Here is a 19,564-nt window from a genome sequence, read left to right as displayed (position 1 = left end):
TCACATGATGGCTGTTTTTTTTTGTTTCATTACATAAGTAGATATTTCGTACCTTTGTAAAAAATATAACACCATGTCTAGAGAAAAAAAAGGAGTGCACACAGGGATTATTGAGCAAGATGAAAAAGGGAATTTTTTCTGTGGTGCTTATTTGTTAGATTATAAGCATGTTATGTCTAAGTTTAAATTAGGTGATGAAATCACAATTAAATCGGTAATTGAAAATCCAAGTGATATTAGCTATCAAAAATATCCTAAAAAGACAAGAGATTTCTTTTTAGCAAATGACAAACCATAATATTAATCTTGAAAAATATTGTTTTAAATGTAACAGCCAAACGAGTTCGTTTGGCTGTTTTTTTTGCATGTTTCTATACAAGTGCTTCTTTTTCAATAAGCTTTCTCATTTTTTTTGCTGCATTAACCATTTCAATTAATGCTTTCTTTGTTTCGTCCCAATGGCGTGTTTTTAAACCGCAATCGGGGTTGACCCATAATTGATTGGCTGGGATTACCGCAGCTGCTTTTTCTAATAAAAAAACCATTTCTTCGCTAGAAGGAACTCGTGGAGAATGAATGTCATATACACCTGGTCCAATTTCGTTTGGGTATTTAAAATTAGCAAAGGCATCTAAAAGCTCCATTTGTGAACGTGAACATTCAATTGTGATTACATCAGCATCCATGTCTGCAATGTTTTGAATAATATCATTAAATTCACTATAACACATGTGGGTGTGTATTTGAGTATCATCATTAACACCACTTGCTGCGATCCTGAATGCTTTTATTGCCCATTCTAGATAATTGTTCCATTCTTCTTTGCGCAAAGGAAGTCCTTCTCTTATTGCAGGTTCATCAATTTGGATAATTTTAATTCCTGCATTTTCAAGATCTATTACTTCATCTCGAATTGCTAAAGCTATTTGAGTACAAGTGGTCGCTCTTGGTTGGTCGTTTCTAACAAATGACCATTGAAGAATGGTTACAGGGCCTGTTAGCATTCCTTTTACCCATCTAGGAGTTAAAGATTGTGCAAACTCAGACCATTTGACTGTCATTGGTTTTGGACGAGAAACGTCTCCGTATATAATAGGTGGTTTGACACAGCGACTACCATAGCTTTGCACCCAGCCGTTTTTTGTAAAGGTGAAACCGTCTAATTGTTCTCCAAAATATTCTACCATGTCATTGCGTTCAAATTCACCATGAACCAGAACATCAATCCCTGAATTTTCCTGAAAACGAATTGTTTCTTCTGTTTCTTTTTGAATTAAACTGTCATATTCTAATTGAGAAATTTCTCCTTTTTTGAATTTTGCTCTCCAACTTCTAACTTCAGTTGTTTGTGGAAATGAGCCAATTGTTGTGGTTGGAAATAATGGGAGTTGTAGTGCTTCTGATTGTTTTTTTCTTCTAATTGAAAATACATTTTCCCGTTTTGAATCTTTTTCAGAGATTGATGCAACACGTTTTTTAACAATGTCATTGTGTATTATTGTTGCCGTTTTTCTGTTTTCATTGGCAACTGTGTTTTCAAGATACTCTGGACTATTATTTGTTTGTAATTCCTTTGAGGCTAGTTTTTTTAGGAGGACTACTTCGTCAATCTTTTGTCTTGCAAATGAAAGCCACTGTTTAATTTCTGGTGTAAGTGTTGCTTCGTTTGTTTCATTTTCTAAATCACATGGGGAGTGTAAAAGGGAACAAGAAGGAGCTATAATTAGTCTATCTTCTCCTAATACCTCTATTGCTTTTTGAATAAGAGAAAGTGATTTTTTAAAGTCATTTTTCCAAATATTTCTTCCGTCAACAACTCCTAAAGAAAAAAGAGTGGTTTCTGAAAGGTATTTTGAGTTTAATATATCATCTAATTGCGAAGGACAACGTACTAAGTCTAAATGCAATGCATGTACAGGTAGCGATAATGCCGTTCTTAAATTTTCACCGAAACAATCAAAATAGTTAGCTACTATGATTTTAATGTTTGGAAATTTATGACTAATTTCGTTATAGGTGCGTGATATAGCTGAACGCTCAATGTCAGTTAAATCTAACGCTAAAAACGGTTCGTCAAATTGAATCCATTTAACACCTTCATTTTCTAATTTTTCAAGAATTTCGAAATAAACTGGGAGTAAATTGTTTATTAATTCAATTCTATGAAATCCGGTTTGTTTTTCTTTTCCAAGTAGAAGATAAGAAACAGGACCTATAAGCACGGGTTTTGTAGTTAAGCCTAATGTTTTTGCTTCTTTGAATTCATTTATTATTTTATTAGAAAATAATTTGAATTTTTGATTTCTAGAGAATTCTGGAACAATGTAGTGATAATTGGTATCGAACCATTTCGTCATTTCCATTGCTTTAATATCAATTCCTTCTTTCTGAAAACCTCTTGCCATTGCAAAATAAAGATCTAGTTCAGAATGTGTTTTAGAAAACTCTAGATACTGCTCTGGAATTGCTCCTAAAGTCAATGTTAGATCAAGGACTTGGTCATAAAAAGAGAAATCATTAGAAGGGATTAAATTAATACCGGCTTTAGCTTGTAGCTGCCAGTTTTTGTCTCTAATCGTTCTTCCGGTTTCTCTTAGCTCGTTTTCTGTAATTTTGCCTGACCAATATAATTCGCAGGCTTTCTTTAATTCTCTGTTGTTACCAATTCGCGGGTAACCAAGATTGTTTGTACGCATTTTTTTTGCTTTTAAAATTGAAAAAACCAGTTATAAAAGCTCTTCATGCATTTCTAATGATTTGTTGAAATGAAAATAGGAAGTCTTGATAAATATAATAGAGAAATGCACAACAAAGTATTACAAATATTTGTTGTGTATTATGATTATCAATCCTTGACTATTGCTTCAAATCGCGAAAGCATTGTCAATTCAATAGAAGGCAGGTCTCCTGACTTGTAACATTTTTACCGTCCTTCCCATTTGCAATTGCAAACAGTGGAACCTATTTCAGATAAAAACTTGCGTTTGTTACTTACAGTTGCGCGACAGTTCGTGATTTGCACACGATTCCCTATTAATCTACAGTTAAGTAAAACCTTTATTGGTTGAAGTGAAATAAATTAAGAACTTAATGATTAAGCAAAAGTATTACAAAATATAGTTAAAAAAACATTAGCGCGTCTTTATTTTGTTATTTCTGTAACAGAGCTTTAGTGAAGCAATTCAAATTCTAGTTTAAAAACCTTTCTATTTCTGTATCTTTGAAGTTTGTATAAAAAAGTTTAAATCTTAATAGAGAGGAATGAAAAATAGAATGAAATGGGAAGCATTATTGTCTTTAAAACGTCAAGGAGATACCAAAAAAAGATTGCGAAAAGATCAAAATGATACACGTTTAGGTTTTGAGGTAGATTATGACAGAATTATTTTTTCATCAGCCTTCAGAAGCCTACAAGATAAAACACAAGTTATTCCTCTGTCTAAGACAGATTTTGTACATAATCGGTTGACACATAGTTTGGAAGTTTCGGTTGTTGGACGATCGATTGGTCGCTTAGTAGGGAAGCAAGTTCTTGAAAAACATCCGTATTTAGCAGAACAACACGGTTATCAAATGAATGATTTTGGGACTATAGTTGCAGCTGCTTCGTTAGCACACGACATAGGAAACCCTCCTTTTGGTCACTCTGGAGAAAAGGCAATTGGGGAATACTTTAAAACAGGAAGAGGGCAACAATACAAAGAAAAACTTACCGATAAGGAATGGCAAGATATTATTGATTTTGAGGGAAATGCAAACGGTTTTTCAGTTTTAGCAACTTCTAGAGAAGGCATTGAAGGAGGATTGCGTATTTCATATGCCACTTTGGGGGCTTTTATGAAATATCCTAAGGAAAGTTTGCCAAAGAAACCTACTACTCGAATTTGTGATAAAAAATATGGTTTTTTTCAGCAAGACAAAGCTTTCTTCTTAGATGTAGCCAATGAGTTGGGTTTAATTTCTAATAAATCAGCAAATGATATTGGTTTTGAACGTCACCCATTGGCTTATTTAGTCGAGGCAGCAGATGATATTTGCTATACTATAATTGATTTTGAAGATGGGATTAATCTGGGATTAATTCAAGAAGAATTTGCTTTAGAATATTTAATAAAGTTAGTTAGTAATGGAATCGATACTAAAAAGTACCATCAACTAACAACAAAAGAAGATAGAGTTAGTTATTTAAGAGCATTGGCAATTGGAAGCTTGATTAGTGATGCTGTTAATGTGTTTATGGAAAATGAAGAGGCTATTTTAAATGGAGATTTTCCTTATTCTTTAATGGATAAAAGCCAATACAAAGCGCAAATGAATGATATTATTCAGATTAGTATTGATAATGTGTACCAATGCAAGGACGTGGTTCAGAAAGAAGTTGTAGGGTATAGAATAATAAATACTCTATTAGATAAGTTTTGTACTGCCTATCATAATAAAACAGAAGGGAAAGCATCTAATTATGATACTATAATTTTGAAATTATTACCAGAAAGGTTTCAGTATCAAAAAGAGAGTGTCTATGATCAGTTGTTGCACATATGTCATTTTGTGTCACTTCTTACAGATGGGAAAGCACTAGAAATCTATAACATTATAGAAGGAAACAGAAATTAAGATTCACTGTAATGGAAAAATATTTAATCCGATTATTTCTTTTGTCTTTTTTTTGGTGTAATGCTCAGTACAAAATTACGCAGTATAATACATCAAATGGATTGCCGCATGATTTATGTTATGGGCTTATTCAAGATAGTAAAGGGTATATTTGGATTGGTACAGATGACGGTTTGGTGAAGTTTAATGGTAAAAATTTCAAAACATTTCGAATAAATGATGGTCTTTTTTCAAATTATGTTATTGATATCTGTGAAATAAACGATTCAACCTATGCTGTTGCAAGTTGGGGAGGTGGGATGCAAATTATACAAAATAACAAAATCATTCCCTATAAAAATCATTTGAAATCTAAGATTAATAAAATTGAAAATTTAAAGGATTTTTTGTTTGCAAAAGGTGTGGGGCATAAATATCATTTTTATTCAAAAAAGAACAATGAGTTTAAAGAAACGATAGTTAGTTATTGTTTAGATAAGGAACTTACGCCAACAACGAGCAAAGAACATAAAAATACTGTAAAACCTCAATTTGAAATCATCAATAATGAAGTTTATCTTTTTAATGATGTTCTTTTTTCTAACGAGATATTAAAAGGAGTTTTTAAAGTAATAAGCCCAACAGATGTTAAACCGGTATTTCCATTTCTAAAAGATAAATATATTAATGATATAAAAAAAGTTGCCGAAAATTCCTTTTTAGCAGTTACTAATAATGAAATTATTTTTTTTACAGATAATGAAATATTGAATATTGAAAAACTTCCCTTTGAGAATTGTACTATAAGAAAAGTATTTGTAAAAAAGAATACTATAGCTTTAGTTGTTCAAGAAAATAAAGGAAAAGCGGAAAAAGTAGTTGTCTGGGATTTTAAAAAGAAATCTTTTTTCAATGTTACAAAAAATGAACTTGGAGGAAAACAAGTGAGTGATATTCTTATAGATAAAGATAACAATGTGTGGATTAGTGTTTATGGGTCAGGGGTTTTTGTGCTTTCGTTAGAAAATCGCTTTAAAATGGAGAGTGACTTTTTAAATAATAATATTTATGATGTGATTCATGTTAAATCAAAAATATTTTTTTTAACATCGAGTAAAATAATCGGGCTAGATACCAAAAGTAATGAAAGAGATTCTTTATTGTTCAAGCAATCGCTTTGGAAATTCGATGATTTAACCCAAGATACTGTTCTTGTAAAAACAAAAGAATATTTAGAGGAATCTCTAATTCGGAAAATACTTAAAACTAATATTAAGACATCTAGCTTTGAACATCTAGTATTTAAGGATGCTGATTTTGTTATTAAGCACGGTGATAATAATATTTTAATTAATAAAAATAATAGACAATATAAATTTCATTTTAATGGAGTTATAAGGAAGGTTTTAAAGAAAGAAAATAAATTATATTCCTGCACCAACAAAGGAATGTTTATTTATAATTTAAATACGCTAAAATTAGAGAGAAAAATTACGACTAAACAAGGTGTCTTAAATGACGATATAAGAGATGTTGTTGTGGATCAATCAAAAATATACTTAGCGACAATTAATGGTTTGAGTGTTGTTGAAGGGAATAGAGTTCGGAATTTTAATGAAAATATTGGCTTACTATCGTTAAGTATTAATTGTTTATTATTGGATAGTCATGGAATACTTTGGTTAGGTACACAAAAAGGTTTTTCATTGTTTAAAGATGATCTTTTTTATAGTTTTTATAAAAATGAAACAGGAAACTCCTCCTACATTCAAAAAATTGTAGAAGATGAGTTTCAACAAATTTGGTTAGTTGGGAACAATGGGAGTATGAAAATAGATAACAAGATTTCTTTTTCTCCTGTTTCTAGTCCAATTTTAGATATAGAAAAAATACAGAATAAATTTGTTGTAAATATTATTTCTTATGATAATTATGAAGTTGTTACAGAATATAAGATCAATCAAAATGATTGGGAAGTATTAAAAACAGATGTTTTAGATTTTACAAAATTTCAATATGGAGAATATGATATTATATTTAGAACAAGAAATATAAATAGTAATTGGAATTATTCAAGAAAGTATGTTTTTGGAAATCAAGTGCCTTGGTATAAGCGTTGGTGGAGTTATTCTTTAATGACACTAATAGTTTCAAGTTTGCTCACTTTGTTTTTGTATTTTCGTTTTAAACAAGTAAAAGAACGAAATGAGTTATTGAGGATAACAATTATCAATAATGAAAACTTGCAAAAAGAATTAAGTGAAGTTAGAGAAAATGTAGCTCAAGATTTTCATGATGAACTAGGGAATAAATTAGCAGGAATAACAGTGCTTTCTGGAATGATGATTGAAGATGAGGATTTTAAGGCTTCCGATTGGTTTAGCCAATTATCAAGAATTAACAAAGATGCACAAGATCTTTATTTTGGAATAAAAGATTTTATTTGGAGTATAGATAGTAAAAATGACGATTTGAATGAATTGGTTTATTATCTTAAAGATTTTGGAGAAGAACTTTTTTTATCTAGTAAAATAGAATTTAATATTAAAGTAGAAATTGAAAATAATAAAATTAAGCTACCTTATTATTGGTCTAGGCAATTGCTTTTGTTGTTTAAGGAAGCCATGACGAATACACTAAAATATTCTGAAGCTACTAGTTGTATTTTAGAAATTAAGCTGAAAATAAATAAACTAAAAATTACTTTTTCAGATAATGGAAAAGGCTTTGATATTGATAATTTAAAACGTAAGAACGGATTAATTAACATGGAGAAAAGAGCCTCAAAAATACACGGGAAATTAGAAGTAGATGGAAGTAAAGGAACAAAAATAAAATTTATCGGTTATCTTTTGTAATGTAATAAGGTTTTATTCAGGTATAGAAATTTTACCCTTTTAGGGTGAAAAGTAGTGGTATTAAATTTAGGAATTTTGCTGAAAAATTTAATTCACATCGAAATGAAAAAACACTACTCCTTTTAATCTTAGTTTTCACAAGCTACAATCATGCTCAAAACGTAAATATTCCAGATTCGAATTTTCATACATATTTAATAAATAATGCTGAAATTAACACAAATCAGGATGGGCAAATACAAATCACAGAAGCAATTGCATTTACAGGATATATGAATTGTTCTAATAGAAATATTTATAATTTAACAGGCATAGAAGCTTTTACATCATTAACTGGACTTAATTGTTCGTCTAATTTATTAACTAGTTTGGATTTGAGCCAAAATACAGGGTTAATGGAGTTTAAATGTGGTAATAATCAAATAACAAGTTTAGATATAAGTCAAAACTATGCTTTAAATAAGCTTTATTGTTATAATAATCAATTGTCTAGTTTAGATTTAAGTCAAAACACAGAATTGGTTGAGCTTGATTGTTCGTCTAATTTATTAACTAGTTTGGATTTAAGTCAAAACACAGAATTGATTGAGCTTGATTGTTCTTTTAATTTATTAACTAGTTTGGATTTAAGTCAAAACCATGCTTTAAATAAGCTTTATTGTTATAATAATCAATTAATGAGTTTAAATGTTGCAAATGGGAATAATAATAATATTGCAAATTTAAGTTTTTTTGCTTCAAACAACCCAAATTTAAGTTGTATTCAAGTAGATGATGTTGCTTATAGTACTGCTAACTGGACAAATAAAGACGCAACCGCTTCTTATAATACATATTGTGCTTTAAGTACAGAGGATTTTGAATTTTACAAACAAGTGATAATTTTTCCAAACCCAGCAAAAGAACATTTTCAAATAGATTTAGAAAATAATTTAGAATTAAAGACAATAACGGTGTATAATAACTTAGGACAACAAGTTGTAACTACTAATTCATCTAAGGTAAATACAGCTTCTTTATCAAGAGGTATGTACTATGTAGAGGTAGTTACCAATTCAGGAACAGCAAATAAAAAAATAATTATACAATAATCAAAAGATTGTTTATTAAATAGAAAATCACCCATTTCGGGTGATTTTCTATTTTGGAAGAATGCAGAACTTTGTAAAAAAATAAAATTTATGAAAAAAACAGTACTTTTTTTAATTTTAAACTTTGGATTTGTAACTGCAAATGCACAAACCGCAATTGGAAATTTTATTAACGGTAGTTTTGGTGAAGAATTAAGTTTAGATATTGCGATAAATAGCAATGGAGGCAGATTGATGTTTGGAATGCCAGATTATCCAAACAATAATAATGGCATAGTAACAGAATATTCGCTATCGAGTAGTTGGTACGCTGTTAATGTATTAGACAACGAGCCTATAGAAGCTTCTCGATTTGGAACTAGTTTAAGTATTTCAAATAATGGGAATAGAGTTGCTGTTGGAGCTCCATTTAGTGGATTTTTTCAGCCATTTGGTATTGGTAAAGTATATGTTTATGATTATAATGTTGCTACTTCAGAATGGCAACAAGTAGGAAATGTTATTGAGGGTGTAAACACAACAGATCTTTTTGGAGAAAAAATTTCATTAAGTGCTGATGGAAATCGTTTGGCTATCTCTGGATATTTAGCAGATGTAAACGGAATAACGAACTCTGGATTAGTAAGGGTTTTTCAATTTAATTCTACTAATTCTCAATGGGAACAAATGGGAAATGATTTCTATGATAATGAAAGCGGTAAGGATTTTGGTCGTCGTTCTTGTATGCTTAGTAAAGATGGAACTACTCTTGTTATTGGCATTCCTGGTAAGTCTTCTAATCAAGGTGAAACAAAAATATTTAAATGGAATGAGAGTACATCTTTATGGGAACAAGTAGGTGCAACATTAATTGGTGATGCTTCTGAAAGATTTGGGTCTAATGTAGTTGTGAATCAAGATGGGACATTATTATCCATTGGCTGTGTTAGTGCTAGTGTAAATAATGTTAACTATGTTGGGAGAGTAAGAACTTTTAGGTTGGTTTTTGGATCATGGGTGGAATTTTCAACAACTATTATTGGTGAAGCACAAGATAACTATTTTGGATATAATTTAGCAATGTCAGATGATGGAACTGTATTGGCAGTTGCTGCCAATGGATGGCAAAGTTTTAGAGGAAAAGTATATGTGTATTCTTTAGTAGGGAACGAATGGGTTCAAAAAACTTCCTTTGATGGAACTTCTAATTCTCGTCTAGGAGATGCACTTTCATTAACATCTGATGGGAATAGAATAGCATTAGGGAGTAGACCAAATGGGAGTTATAGAGTAATGGTATATGATATTGCTAACGTATTAAATGCAAATCAGTTTGTTACTGAAAATATAAAAATTTATCCTAACCCAGCAAAAGACGTATTAAATGTACAACTGCAAAATAACCAAGAAATTGCTAATATAGAGTTGTTTACTTTAGAAGGGAAGAGTGTTAAAAAAGAGGAAAATACCAATGTAGTTTCTTTAGAAACGATTGCAAAGGGTGTATATTTTGTGAAAGTTGAAGATAAGGAAGGGAAAATAGATATTCAAAAGATAATAAAAGAATAATAATATAGTTGGTAGCTATTTTTAGTAAAAAACCATAGTTTTACTATGGTTTTTTACATTAAATTAAAATTGGAATAAAATGAAAAAGATAGTATTAATTGAAGATTATGAATTAGTTAGAAATACCTATAAAAAAATAATCAATTCAACAGAAGATTTTATTGTAATTGGTGATTTTGAAAGCTGCGAATTAGCTATTCCAAAGTTGGAAGAATTAGCTCCCGATGTGGTTTTTATGGATATAAATTTACCAGGTATCAATGGGATTGAAGGGATTAGAATTATTAGAAAGCAATTCCCTAAAATTGCGGTAATAGTAGTAACTGTAAATGAAGAATCTAATTATGTTTTTGAAGCGCTTTGCGCTGGTGCTGTAGGCTATATTACAAAAGTGAGTGGTAAACAGAAAATTATTGAGGCATTAGAACAGCTCAATCAAGGAGGTGCGCCAATGAGTATAAAAATAGCACGAATGGTGGTGGAATCTTTTCAGGAGAAAAAGCTAAATGAACTCTCAGATAGAGAAAATGAGGTTCTAACGCAATTAGCAAAAGGAAAGAGTTATGCTTCTATTGGTGAAGAATTAAATGTGAGTGTTAATACAATTAAAACACATGTAAGGAATATTTATGAAAAATTACATGTGAATAGTAAAGACGAGGTTATAGAAATATACAATAGAAATAATAAAAACTAAAAGAAATTTTTTATAATGCATTGAGTCAAATAGTTGTTGTCATTTTTGACTATGTTTGGATAATTGTTAAACACTTCGCTATATTTATCGTATATTTTCAAACTTCAAATAGAGAAAAGTGAAAAAAATAACGTTATTATTACTGTTTGCTTTTTTTGTAGCAAATGCTCAATATAAAATAACACCATATACAACATTAAACAGCAATCTACCTCATGATTTATGCTATGGCATCGAGCAAGACTCCAAAGGGTATATCTGGTTGGGGACAGATGATGGGCTAGCCAGATTTAATGGAAATAATTTTAAAAAATACACAATCCAACAAGGGCTATTTTCAAACTTTGTAATTGATGTCATTAATTATAATAAAGACACACTAGCTACAGTTACTTGGGGTGGAGGATTGCAATTATTTAATAGTGAGTCTTTTGTAAATTTTGGAGAAAAGCTAAAGTTAAGTAAGGTAAAGAAGTTTAAAGATGGGTTATTTGTAAAAGGGAATTATTATATTCACTTTGATAAGAATTTTAATTATACTGAAAAAGCTTTTTACATCAATAAAGATAATTTGTATGTAGTAAATAAAAAAAATCTAGATTTAAAATTTTGTTACCCAAATTTTGAAGTGATTGATGGAAAAATTTATTTTTTTAACGATTTTATTGAAAGCAATTCGTTTGATGGAACCAAGTATTTTAAAGGTATTTACACTTTAAAGAATGGTAAATTGCAAAGCGTTTTTCCTTTTTTAAATGCAATTTGTATTGAAACATTTGGTGTTTTAAATGAAGAAATCTTTTATGTAACTACAAGAAATAAAATCATTTTTTTTAATAACAAACAAATACTTAAAACAGAATCTATTTCTTTAGATAATTATGTGATTAAAAAGTCTTACTCTAAAAACAATCGATTAATTTTAGTCCTTTTTAATTTAAACGCAAAATTAGACGCTCTTTATTTTCTAGATTTAAATACAAAAGAAAAACATTTTTTTGACAGTGAAGTAATAGACAGAAAGTTAGTTAGTGATATATTAATCGATAATCATAATTTTGTTTGGGTGAGTACTTATGGAGCTGGATTGTTCAAAATAGCAAATGAAGATAGATTTGTTTCAAATAGAAAATTTATATCTGAAAATATAATAGATATAACAGAAGATGATGATAAACTCTATTTCATTACTTCTCATAAGCTGTTCACTTTGCATAAAAAAACAAAGACTATAGATACCCTTTTTTTTGAAGAAGAATTATGGAAGTTTGGAACAAATAACACTAGTAAAATTAATGTATATACTAGAAAAAAATATACAGATGAATTAGATGAAAAACTTGAAAATAATATTGTAGTAAGTTCTCAAAAACAAGATTTTGTAGAAAGAGAAGGTGTGAAAATTTCTTATCTTGAGTATGATTTAATAATTAATTTTCAAAATAGGATAAAAAAATACAAATTAAAAGAAAAGATTAGAAAGGTACTCATTCAAGATAAAATGGTTTTTTTAGCCACTGTTAATGGTCTATATATTTATGATATTAATAGTTGTCAGTTTAAAGTCATACTAAACACTAAAGGTGAAAAGGCTAACAATGATGTTAAAGATATAGTGTTTTTTGATAATAAGTTATGGTTAGCTTCAAATGAAGGTTTATTTTCTTTTGAAAAAGATATAATTATTAATCACACAAAAAATAATGAATTAGCAGGAGCAAGTATCAATTCTTTTTGTTTAGATCATCACGGTGTTATTTGGTTAGCCACACAAAAGGGCTTTTCGGTTTTTAAAAATAATCAACTCTATAATTTTTATTATAAAGAAGAAGGAGTTTCAACATTTACGTTGCGGGTTCATGAAGATAATGAGCATAATATTTGGATAATAGGTAACAAAGGAGCTTTTAAGATCGACAATAAAAAAGTGTTTTTTCCTAATGAAAAACCAATCTTAAATATTGAACATAAAGGATTAGTTTTTGATGTCGATGTTATTTCTTTTTTGGATGGGTACGTTATTAGTGAATTTAAATTAAATAATGAAGATTGGCAGGAAATTACGAGTAATCAATTAAATTTCAGTAATTATAAAAACGGGAAATATACCTTACAATTTAGAACAAAATTGTTAAATTCAGATTGGAATTATTCAAATAAATACAATTTTAAGATTGTTCCTCCTTGGTACAAACAAACATGGAGCTATGTATTACTCGTTTTCTTATCTGGATTAATTGTAACTAGCATTGTATATATAAGATATAAAAGAACTCAAAAAAGAAACTTTTATCTCACAGAAGTGATTACAAAAAATGACTTACTCCAAAGAGAGTTAACCCAAGTGAGAAGCAATGTAGCGCAAGATTTTCATGATGAATTGGGTAATAAATTAGCTGGAATTACCATGCTTTCTAATTTAATGAAAGAAAATGAAAGTGATAAGGATTCAAAGCAATACCGTCAAATAAGTAGAATTAATAAAGATGCTCAAGATTTATACTTTGGTATAAAAGATTTCATTTGGAGTATTGACAGTAAAAATGATGAGGTACATGAGTTGATTTATTATTTAAAAGATTTTGGTGAAGAGCTTTTTGCTTTTAGTACGATAGCATTTGAAGTAACAAACAAACTTCGTCCAGAAGAATTTAAGTTACCTTACTATTGGGCTAGGCAAATTTTATTGCTTTTTAAAGAAGCGATGACTAATACGCTCAAATATTCGCAAGCCTCAGAATGTGTACTTCAGTTTGAATTAGAAGATTTGTGTTTAATAATAACGTTAATAGATAACGGAATTGGTTTTAAAAAGAACGAATTGCACAGAATTAACGGTTTGAATAACATGCAAAACCGTGCAGATAGAATAGATGCGACCTTAGAAATAGAATCTAAAAAAGGTACAAAAATTGTGCTTATTTGTAAGCTTCAAAATAATTTTTACTCCAAATAAATTGACCTAAAAATAGATTTCCTTTTTGTGTTTATGAAAATCTATTCATTTTTTGTCACCCATTTTGGGTGATTTTTTGTGTTGTTTTAAAAAAGATATTTGTGCCAAAATTTTAAAAGATCTCAAAATGAAAAAAATTACGGTACTTTTTATATTCTTTTTTACAGGAATAGTTAATGCGCAAACTCAAGTAGGTTTAGATATAAATGGAGAAGCTTTTGGAGATTCGTTTGGTACTGCAATTGCTCTTTCAGAGGATGGCAATATTGTAGCAGTTGGCGCATATAATAATGATGGTGGAGGTTCAAATTCAGGAAGTGTTAGAGTTTTTCAAAACATTTCTGGTGTATGGACGCAATTAGGACAAGATTTAGATGGTATGGCATCTTCCGAGCAATTTGGTTACAAGGTAAGTCTTTCTGATGACGGAACAATTTTAGCAGCTTCTGCAGTAAATATTTTTTCTAATAGTACAAATGAGTACGTAAAAGTATTTAGATATCAATCAGGAAATTGGCAACAAATAGGTCAAACAATTACAGAAGCTACCTTTAATGATGCTTTTGGAATTAGTATTTCTTTGTCTTCTAACGGAACAAGAATAGCCGTTGGGAAAAAGTTTAAAACATCTAATGGGTTAACCACTTCAGGAGCTGTTAGTATTTATGAGAATATTTCTGACAGTTGGATTCAACTAGGTCAAGAGATAGGAGGGGTTTTTGCAACTGATAATTTAGGCTCTATTGTTGAATTATCAGGTAATGGTAATATATTGGCAGTGTCATCAAATAAAAATAGTAATGGTATTACTGCAACTGGTCGAGTTGAAGTCTTTTACTTGTCGGGTTCATCATGGCTTCCTCTTGGACAACCATTGGATGGGGAATATGTAGGAGATAATTCAGGATCAAGTGTTTCATTATCGTCTGACGGACTTAAATTAGCAATAGGTGAACCTTATAACGATACAAATGGTTTAACAAATTCTGGCAGAGTTAAAGTTTATGAGTATGTTTCTGGAACATGGAGCTTATTAAATCAAAGTTTGTATGGTTTAAATTCGGGTGTTGCAGGCGAAAATTTTGGAACTAAAGTTTCCTTATCTAGTGATGGAAATGTTTTGGCAGTTGGAGCTCCGCTAAATGCTCAAAACGGTACCGGTTCAGGTAGGATATTAATTTTTCAAAATCTATCTGAAAATTGGCAACAAGTAGCAACAATTAATGGTTTGTCAGGTAATGTTATTGGAAATTCAATTAACTTATCAGGTGATGGAACTGTGATAGGATCTAATTTTGATCCTAATAAAGTAAAAGTATTCAATTTATCCTCAGTATTATTCTCTAAAAATTTCCAACTAGACAATCAAATCTCTATTTACCCAAACCCTGTACAAGACATTTTAAATGTAGAAATTAATGATGCAGAAATTGCTAATATAGAAATTCTATCTCTAGATGGGAAACAAATTATGACTACAACAAACCAAACGATTAACACTGCAAGTTTATTAAAAGGAATGTACTTAGTGAAAGTATATAGTGTGGATGGAAAAGTAGGAGTAAAGAAAATAATCAAATAGTTAAGGGTTGGTTATAAAGCTGACAGTATCATTAACTATTTTAATGATGCTGTCTAAAAAAAGTATATTAATTTAATAAATCACAAAATATGAAAAAAGTTTTAATTCGAGTTGTATTTGTTTTAGTTTCAATTGTATTCTTAGCATGTTCCAAAGATGATGATAAAACAACAGTAGAGCCATCAATAGTTGGGACTTGGGAATTCTATAAAAGTGCCTACTTTCCTAATGGTATTGAGCAAGAAGAAAATTATATTCTTTGGTCACACGGCTGTAGTTCAAAAAAAGATTATATGTCTTTTAATCAAACAGAAAACAAGGAGGTCTATTTTTCAAGCCAATGTCAAATGGATGAGTATGTTAGAACATGGTTTTTAACAGACAATATCGTTAGTCTTGTTAATACAATTGAAAATGTTACCGTTAAGTATCAGGTATTACAATTAGATGAGCAAACATTAAAATTAAAAAGAATTGCTACAGTCGGAAATAAAGATGGCTATAATGCGCAAAGTGAAGTGAATAGTAGCTCTGCATTTGGGCCTAACTTTTTAATTTTAAAAAGAGTTTCTCAGTAGAATTTTAATTACTTAAAAAAGATAGAGGTTAAAAAAGCACTGCAATTGTGCAATTTTTTGCTTGTTGATATACTAATGAGCTTTAGGGCGATTGTGGTTTAATTGTAAAATTAATGAATAACTTTAAATAAACAATCAATATGAAAATCAAACAAAAATTTACAGAATTTAGTATCTCAAAAAAGGAACAAAAAAACATTTTAGGGTCAGGTTTTTATCTTATTGGTCAAGTTGAATTTTGTCAATCTGGAATTTCAAGAGAAGAGGAATGTGCTAGATATAGGCTTGCTTACGATAGTAATGAGTGTCAAATTTTATGCCACGGAGAGAGTGGTGGCGGTTTGAACCTTGATTAATTAAAAATTATAATCATTATGAATAGTTTTATACAAAAAAAGATGTTTCTGTTTTTGGTGGTATCTTTAACGTTTACCTCATGTATTAATGAATACCCAAGTGATACTGTTAGAACTACTACCATGTTTGCAAGTGAAGATGCAGTTGTGTCTAGGTTAAACTCCAATGGTAATTATGGTCAAATTCCTGATTTACATCTTCTAGCACAATATCAAATTAATCCAGCAGATGATGACGATTTTTTGAATAACAATAGGGTTTTTATAAATTTTAATTGGGGAGGAGCGTTTTATAGACCAATAAAAAAAGCAACATTATATTTGTATTTTAATGACACATCGAGTTATTTTAAAAGTCATTTAGGAAATTCTTCTTTTTTTATTAAAAGAGCAATGACAAGTTGGAACGAAAATTCCATAACTTGGAATAATCAACCTGTTGCTTCACCCGCAAATAGAGTGGCAGTGCCTAAACCTTCTTCTTATAATTCTAATCTAGAAATTGATGTTACTCAGTTGGTTAAAGATCTTGAATTTAGCGTTGAAAAAGGTGGATTTATGTTGCAATTGCAAGAAGAGAATGTTTATTACGATGATAAAAATATATTAATGATAGCTTCAAGTGAACATCAAAATAGTTTTAAAAGACCTAAAATTATTATTGAGTATTACTAATATGAGATACGTTTTTTTAAAATTTAATCACCCATTTTGGGTGATTTTTTGTATTCGTTTAAATGTGATATTTGCATCATAATTTTTAAAAAGACATTCAGAATGAAAAAAAATATTCAAATTCTGTTACTAAGTATTGTATTTGTTGGATCACTAGTGTTTTTATACTTTGAATTAAATAAACCAAAAGAAGAGTTTAAAGGGAAAGTACTAAATTATTGCGAAGTTTGCCAAGATCAATTTCAAGATAGTATTGTAGAAATAGAAGGGAACATTAATATACCAAGTAATACCATGGCAATAGCGGGAAATTATCAATTGTTGTTAGTTTCAAATTGTGAAAAAATCAACGGTATAAGACAAGCAATAATAAGTATTGGTAGTAGTGATAATCCGAGCGAAAATGAAATTAAAGCGTTAGGAGAAACATTTTCAAATGAAGATTTTATAATTATTGACAATGACAAGAAAGAAATTAAATTGGGTGATAAAGTTAAAATTACAGGTAAAGTAAGTTTAGATAAATACAGTTGTCAAGTAAGTCTTTTAAAGATTGAAAAGTTAAACTAAAATATTTTTTTGAGTTTACATTATCTAAACGACACTATGAAAATAATATTTAAAATTATTTTTTGCTTTTGCTTTAATTTTTTTTGTGCTCAAACAATTAATATCCCAGATGAAAACTTCAAAAAAGCTTTATTAGAGAAACATTGGTATAATCCAATTCTTGATAAAAATAATGATGGAGAAATTCAATTCTCTGAAGCATCAACATATACTGGGGTAATATCTTTAAGTTATAAGGGTATTAAAAGTTTAGAAGGAATTGAAAACTTTGTTAGAATTAAAGAATTAAATTGTTCAGGAAATAATTTAAAAAAATTGGATGTGTCAAAAAACATGCTTTTAGAAAAAATTGTTGCCGATGGGTGTAATTTAAACGAGATAGACTTGTCTAAAAACTTAGTTTTAGAAGAATTATCAATAGAAAACAATAATCTTTTGAGCTTAAACCTTTCAAGTAATAAATCAATTATTTCGTTAGATTGTTCCAAGAATTTGATACAATCTTTAGATCTTAGAAATAATAAATCGCTAACAGGTATTAACTGTTCAGAAAACAATATTACTAGTTTAAATATCGATGGGCTTAAAAATATAAGAGAACTTAATTGCAATGAAAATAAGATCGATAAATTAAATATAGAATACAACTTAGATCTAGAACAACTGTATTGTGCTAATAATGTTTTAACCGAATTAAATTGTAATAATATAAATTTAAAATATTTAACTTGTAATAATAATATGCTTTCTATTCTTTATACTGGAAATATTAAAGCGATTATAAAAATAGATTGTTCTTATAATAAGTTGACTGAATTACATTTTGAAAACAACTTTTTTTTAAAAGAATTAGAATGTTCAAATAATTTCATCACAGAATTAAAAGTTGAAAATGCTAATTCTTTAATGAAATTAGATTGTAGCTTTAATAGGCTCAAGAGTTTGCAAGTAAATAGTTGCCGAAAATTATCCTATTTAATATGTAATTTCAACGAATTGGAAGAATTAAATGTAACTGAAAATAAAGAGTTGAGAGAGTTAATAGTAAATTCCAATCGTTTATCTAGGTTAAACTTGTCTCTAAATCCTAAACTAACAAAAATTTACTGTTTTAATAATAATTTGAGAGAATTAGACATAGCAAATGGGAATAATTTGAATATTACACAAAACAGAGCTAATATTTTTAGTAAATACAGCAATAATTTTAAAGCATTTAATAATCCAGATTTATTCTGTATTCAAGTTGATGACTTGAATTATGGAGTATATGAAAATTTTTGGGATAAAGATGAGCAAACTTTTTTTAGTGAAGATTGTAAAACTTTCATCAAACCAGATACTATATACAGAAAAGATAGAGAAAGATATATTTCATTATTAGTTGACAAAATTTATAAATGCAGGGGTGTTATTAGTTCGCAATATATTAAAAAACTAAAATCAAAAAGCATACGTAAAAGTGAATTAGAAAGATTAAAAAATGTTCAAAATGAGATGTGTTTAAAAGAAATTCAAATTATTATAGATTCTATAGGGTCAAAAAACTTAGGAGATATTTCAGAATTATTCTATAAAAGTATTTATTTAAATATACCTGTGTTATATAGGTATTTAATTGATTATCAAAATATTGATTTAAAAGCGCCTTTAACTTTTAGTAGACATTCTTATAGTAAAAACAATCATGGTTTTTGGTCATTTATAGCGCCTAAATCTTCTTATGAGTATACAGAAGAAATATCTATTCGTGAAGTGGTATTGAGTAGTCATTTTAAAACAGTTGAAATGATTGAGTATTTTAAACGAATTGGAATTTTAAATGATAGTAATATAAAAGATTATTTAAAGTTGGAATATAAAAGAAAAGGGGGATATAAACACTCGGAAAAATTGTTTTATAAATACTATAATGCATTTTATAATTCTAAGAAAAAGCCAGAAAAAAAAATGGAAGTTTGGCGAAAAGAATTATACGATTTAAATAGTCGGGAATAAAGTAACTACATTGTTCTTCTGGTAGTTGTTCTTTTTAAGTGTTTTATTTTTAAGTTTTT

15 protein-coding genes and 1 riboswitch are annotated in these 19,564 nt (G+C 29.0%); of the genes, 14 read left to right on the top strand and 1 reads right to left on the bottom strand.

Annotation, left to right across the window (positions count from 1 at the left end; all coding sequences use genetic code 11):
- Positions 1 to 73 precede the first annotated feature (73 nt).
- On the top strand, positions 74 to 298 hold the full coding sequence (locus ACZ49Z_RS05165) for a hypothetical protein (protein ID WP_464307120.1): 225 nt from the start codon (positions 74 to 76) through the stop codon (positions 296 to 298).
- Between the two features lie 73 nt (positions 299 to 371).
- On the opposite strand, the gene metE is transcribed toward ACZ49Z_RS05165, so the two are convergent.
- The gene (metE, locus tag ACZ49Z_RS05160) at positions 372 to 2,696 is read right to left on the bottom strand and encodes a 5-methyltetrahydropteroyltriglutamate--homocysteine S-methyltransferase (protein ID WP_464307119.1); all 2,325 of its coding nucleotides are present in this window, start codon (positions 2,694 to 2,696) and stop codon (positions 372 to 374) included.
- 69 nt (positions 2,697 to 2,765) lie between these two features.
- On the opposite strand from metE, the gene ACZ49Z_RS05155 reads away from it, so the two are divergent.
- From ACZ49Z_RS05155 to ACZ49Z_RS05095, 13 genes are all read left to right on the top strand, one after another.
- The gene (locus ACZ49Z_RS05155; RefSeq protein WP_464307118.1) at positions 2,766 to 2,918 is read left to right on the top strand and encodes a hypothetical protein; all 153 of its coding nucleotides are present in this window, start codon (positions 2,766 to 2,768) and stop codon (positions 2,916 to 2,918) included.
- Positions 2,880 to 3,074, bottom strand: a riboswitch (cobalamin riboswitch). (Overlaps the previous gene by 39 nt.)
- 199 nt (positions 3,075 to 3,273) lie before the next feature.
- Positions 3,274 to 4,617: a dGTP triphosphohydrolase gene (gene dgt, locus ACZ49Z_RS05150; protein ID WP_464308046.1), complete on the top strand. Its 1,344-nt coding sequence runs from the start codon at positions 3,274 to 3,276 to the stop codon at positions 4,615 to 4,617.
- Between the two features lie 11 nt (positions 4,618 to 4,628).
- Positions 4,629 to 7,454, top strand: coding sequence for a sensor histidine kinase (locus ACZ49Z_RS05145; RefSeq protein WP_464307117.1), 2,826 nt, complete (start codon positions 4,629 to 4,631; stop codon positions 7,452 to 7,454).
- A 44-nt stretch (positions 7,455 to 7,498) separates the two neighbouring features.
- Positions 7,499 to 8,545 carry a T9SS type A sorting domain-containing protein gene (locus tag ACZ49Z_RS05140; RefSeq protein WP_464307116.1) on the top strand — a complete coding sequence of 349 codons (1,047 nt, stop codon included), beginning with the start codon at positions 7,499 to 7,501 and terminating at the stop codon, positions 8,543 to 8,545.
- Between the two features lie 90 nt (positions 8,546 to 8,635).
- Positions 8,636 to 10,093, top strand: a complete 1,458-nt coding sequence (locus ACZ49Z_RS05135; RefSeq protein WP_464307115.1) for a T9SS type A sorting domain-containing protein — start codon at positions 8,636 to 8,638, stop codon at positions 10,091 to 10,093.
- Positions 10,094 to 10,172: 79 nt separating this feature from the next.
- Complete coding sequence (locus ACZ49Z_RS05130) at positions 10,173 to 10,790, top strand: response regulator transcription factor (RefSeq protein ID WP_464307114.1); 618 nt, start codon at positions 10,173 to 10,175, stop codon at positions 10,788 to 10,790.
- Between the two features lie 118 nt (positions 10,791 to 10,908).
- Complete coding sequence (locus ACZ49Z_RS05125) at positions 10,909 to 13,746, top strand: sensor histidine kinase (RefSeq protein ID WP_464307113.1); 2,838 nt, start codon at positions 10,909 to 10,911, stop codon at positions 13,744 to 13,746.
- A 127-nt stretch (positions 13,747 to 13,873) separates the two neighbouring features.
- On the top strand, positions 13,874 to 15,328 hold the full coding sequence (locus tag ACZ49Z_RS05120) for a T9SS type A sorting domain-containing protein (protein WP_464307112.1): 1,455 nt from the start codon (positions 13,874 to 13,876) through the stop codon (positions 15,326 to 15,328).
- Positions 15,329 to 15,417: 89 nt separating this feature from the next.
- The gene (locus ACZ49Z_RS05115; protein ID WP_464307111.1) at positions 15,418 to 15,906 is read left to right on the top strand and encodes a hypothetical protein; all 489 of its coding nucleotides are present in this window, start codon (positions 15,418 to 15,420) and stop codon (positions 15,904 to 15,906) included.
- A 140-nt stretch (positions 15,907 to 16,046) separates the two neighbouring features.
- Entirely contained in the window at positions 16,047 to 16,262 is a 216-nt protein-coding gene (locus ACZ49Z_RS05110; protein WP_464307110.1) for a hypothetical protein, read from the top strand.
- A gap of 18 nt (positions 16,263 to 16,280) precedes the next feature.
- Positions 16,281 to 16,937 carry a DNRLRE domain-containing protein gene (locus tag ACZ49Z_RS05105; RefSeq protein ID WP_464307109.1) on the top strand — a complete coding sequence of 219 codons (657 nt, stop codon included), beginning with the start codon at positions 16,281 to 16,283 and terminating at the stop codon, positions 16,935 to 16,937.
- Between the two features lie 102 nt (positions 16,938 to 17,039).
- Complete coding sequence (locus ACZ49Z_RS05100) at positions 17,040 to 17,507, top strand: hypothetical protein (protein ID WP_464307108.1); 468 nt, start codon at positions 17,040 to 17,042, stop codon at positions 17,505 to 17,507.
- A gap of 36 nt (positions 17,508 to 17,543) precedes the next feature.
- Positions 17,544 to 19,505, top strand: a complete 1,962-nt coding sequence (locus tag ACZ49Z_RS05095) for a leucine-rich repeat domain-containing protein (RefSeq protein WP_464307107.1) — start codon at positions 17,544 to 17,546, stop codon at positions 19,503 to 19,505.
- Positions 19,506 to 19,564: the final 59 nt, after the last annotated feature.

It is taken from the genome of Flavobacterium sp. KY-23415 (assembly GCF_055384985.1).
Note: the sequence above shows the minus strand (reverse complement) of the source record. Positions and strands in the feature narration are given on the sequence as shown.

Coding starts and splice junctions, on each gene's coding strand:
- ACZ49Z_RS05165 (WP_464307120.1), top strand. CDS start 74: ATGTCTAGAGAAAAAAAAGGAGTGCACACAGGGATTATTGAGCAAGAT.
- metE (WP_464307119.1), bottom strand. CDS start 2,696: ATGCGTACAAACAATCTTGGTTACCCGCGAATTGGTAACAACAGAGAA.
- ACZ49Z_RS05155 (WP_464307118.1), top strand. CDS start 2,766: ATGAAAATAGGAAGTCTTGATAAATATAATAGAGAAATGCACAACAAA.
- dgt (WP_464308046.1), top strand. CDS start 3,274: ATGAAATGGGAAGCATTATTGTCTTTAAAACGTCAAGGAGATACCAAA.
- ACZ49Z_RS05145 (WP_464307117.1), top strand. CDS start 4,629: ATGGAAAAATATTTAATCCGATTATTTCTTTTGTCTTTTTTTTGGTGT.
- ACZ49Z_RS05135 (WP_464307115.1), top strand. CDS start 8,636: ATGAAAAAAACAGTACTTTTTTTAATTTTAAACTTTGGATTTGTAACT.
- ACZ49Z_RS05130 (WP_464307114.1), top strand. CDS start 10,173: ATGAAAAAGATAGTATTAATTGAAGATTATGAATTAGTTAGAAATACC.
- ACZ49Z_RS05120 (WP_464307112.1), top strand. CDS start 13,874: ATGAAAAAAATTACGGTACTTTTTATATTCTTTTTTACAGGAATAGTT.
- ACZ49Z_RS05115 (WP_464307111.1), top strand. CDS start 15,418: ATGAAAAAAGTTTTAATTCGAGTTGTATTTGTTTTAGTTTCAATTGTA.
- ACZ49Z_RS05110 (WP_464307110.1), top strand. CDS start 16,047: ATGAAAATCAAACAAAAATTTACAGAATTTAGTATCTCAAAAAAGGAA.
- ACZ49Z_RS05105 (WP_464307109.1), top strand. CDS start 16,281: ATGAATAGTTTTATACAAAAAAAGATGTTTCTGTTTTTGGTGGTATCT.
- ACZ49Z_RS05100 (WP_464307108.1), top strand. CDS start 17,040: ATGAAAAAAAATATTCAAATTCTGTTACTAAGTATTGTATTTGTTGGA.
- ACZ49Z_RS05095 (WP_464307107.1), top strand. CDS start 17,544: ATGAAAATAATATTTAAAATTATTTTTTGCTTTTGCTTTAATTTTTTT.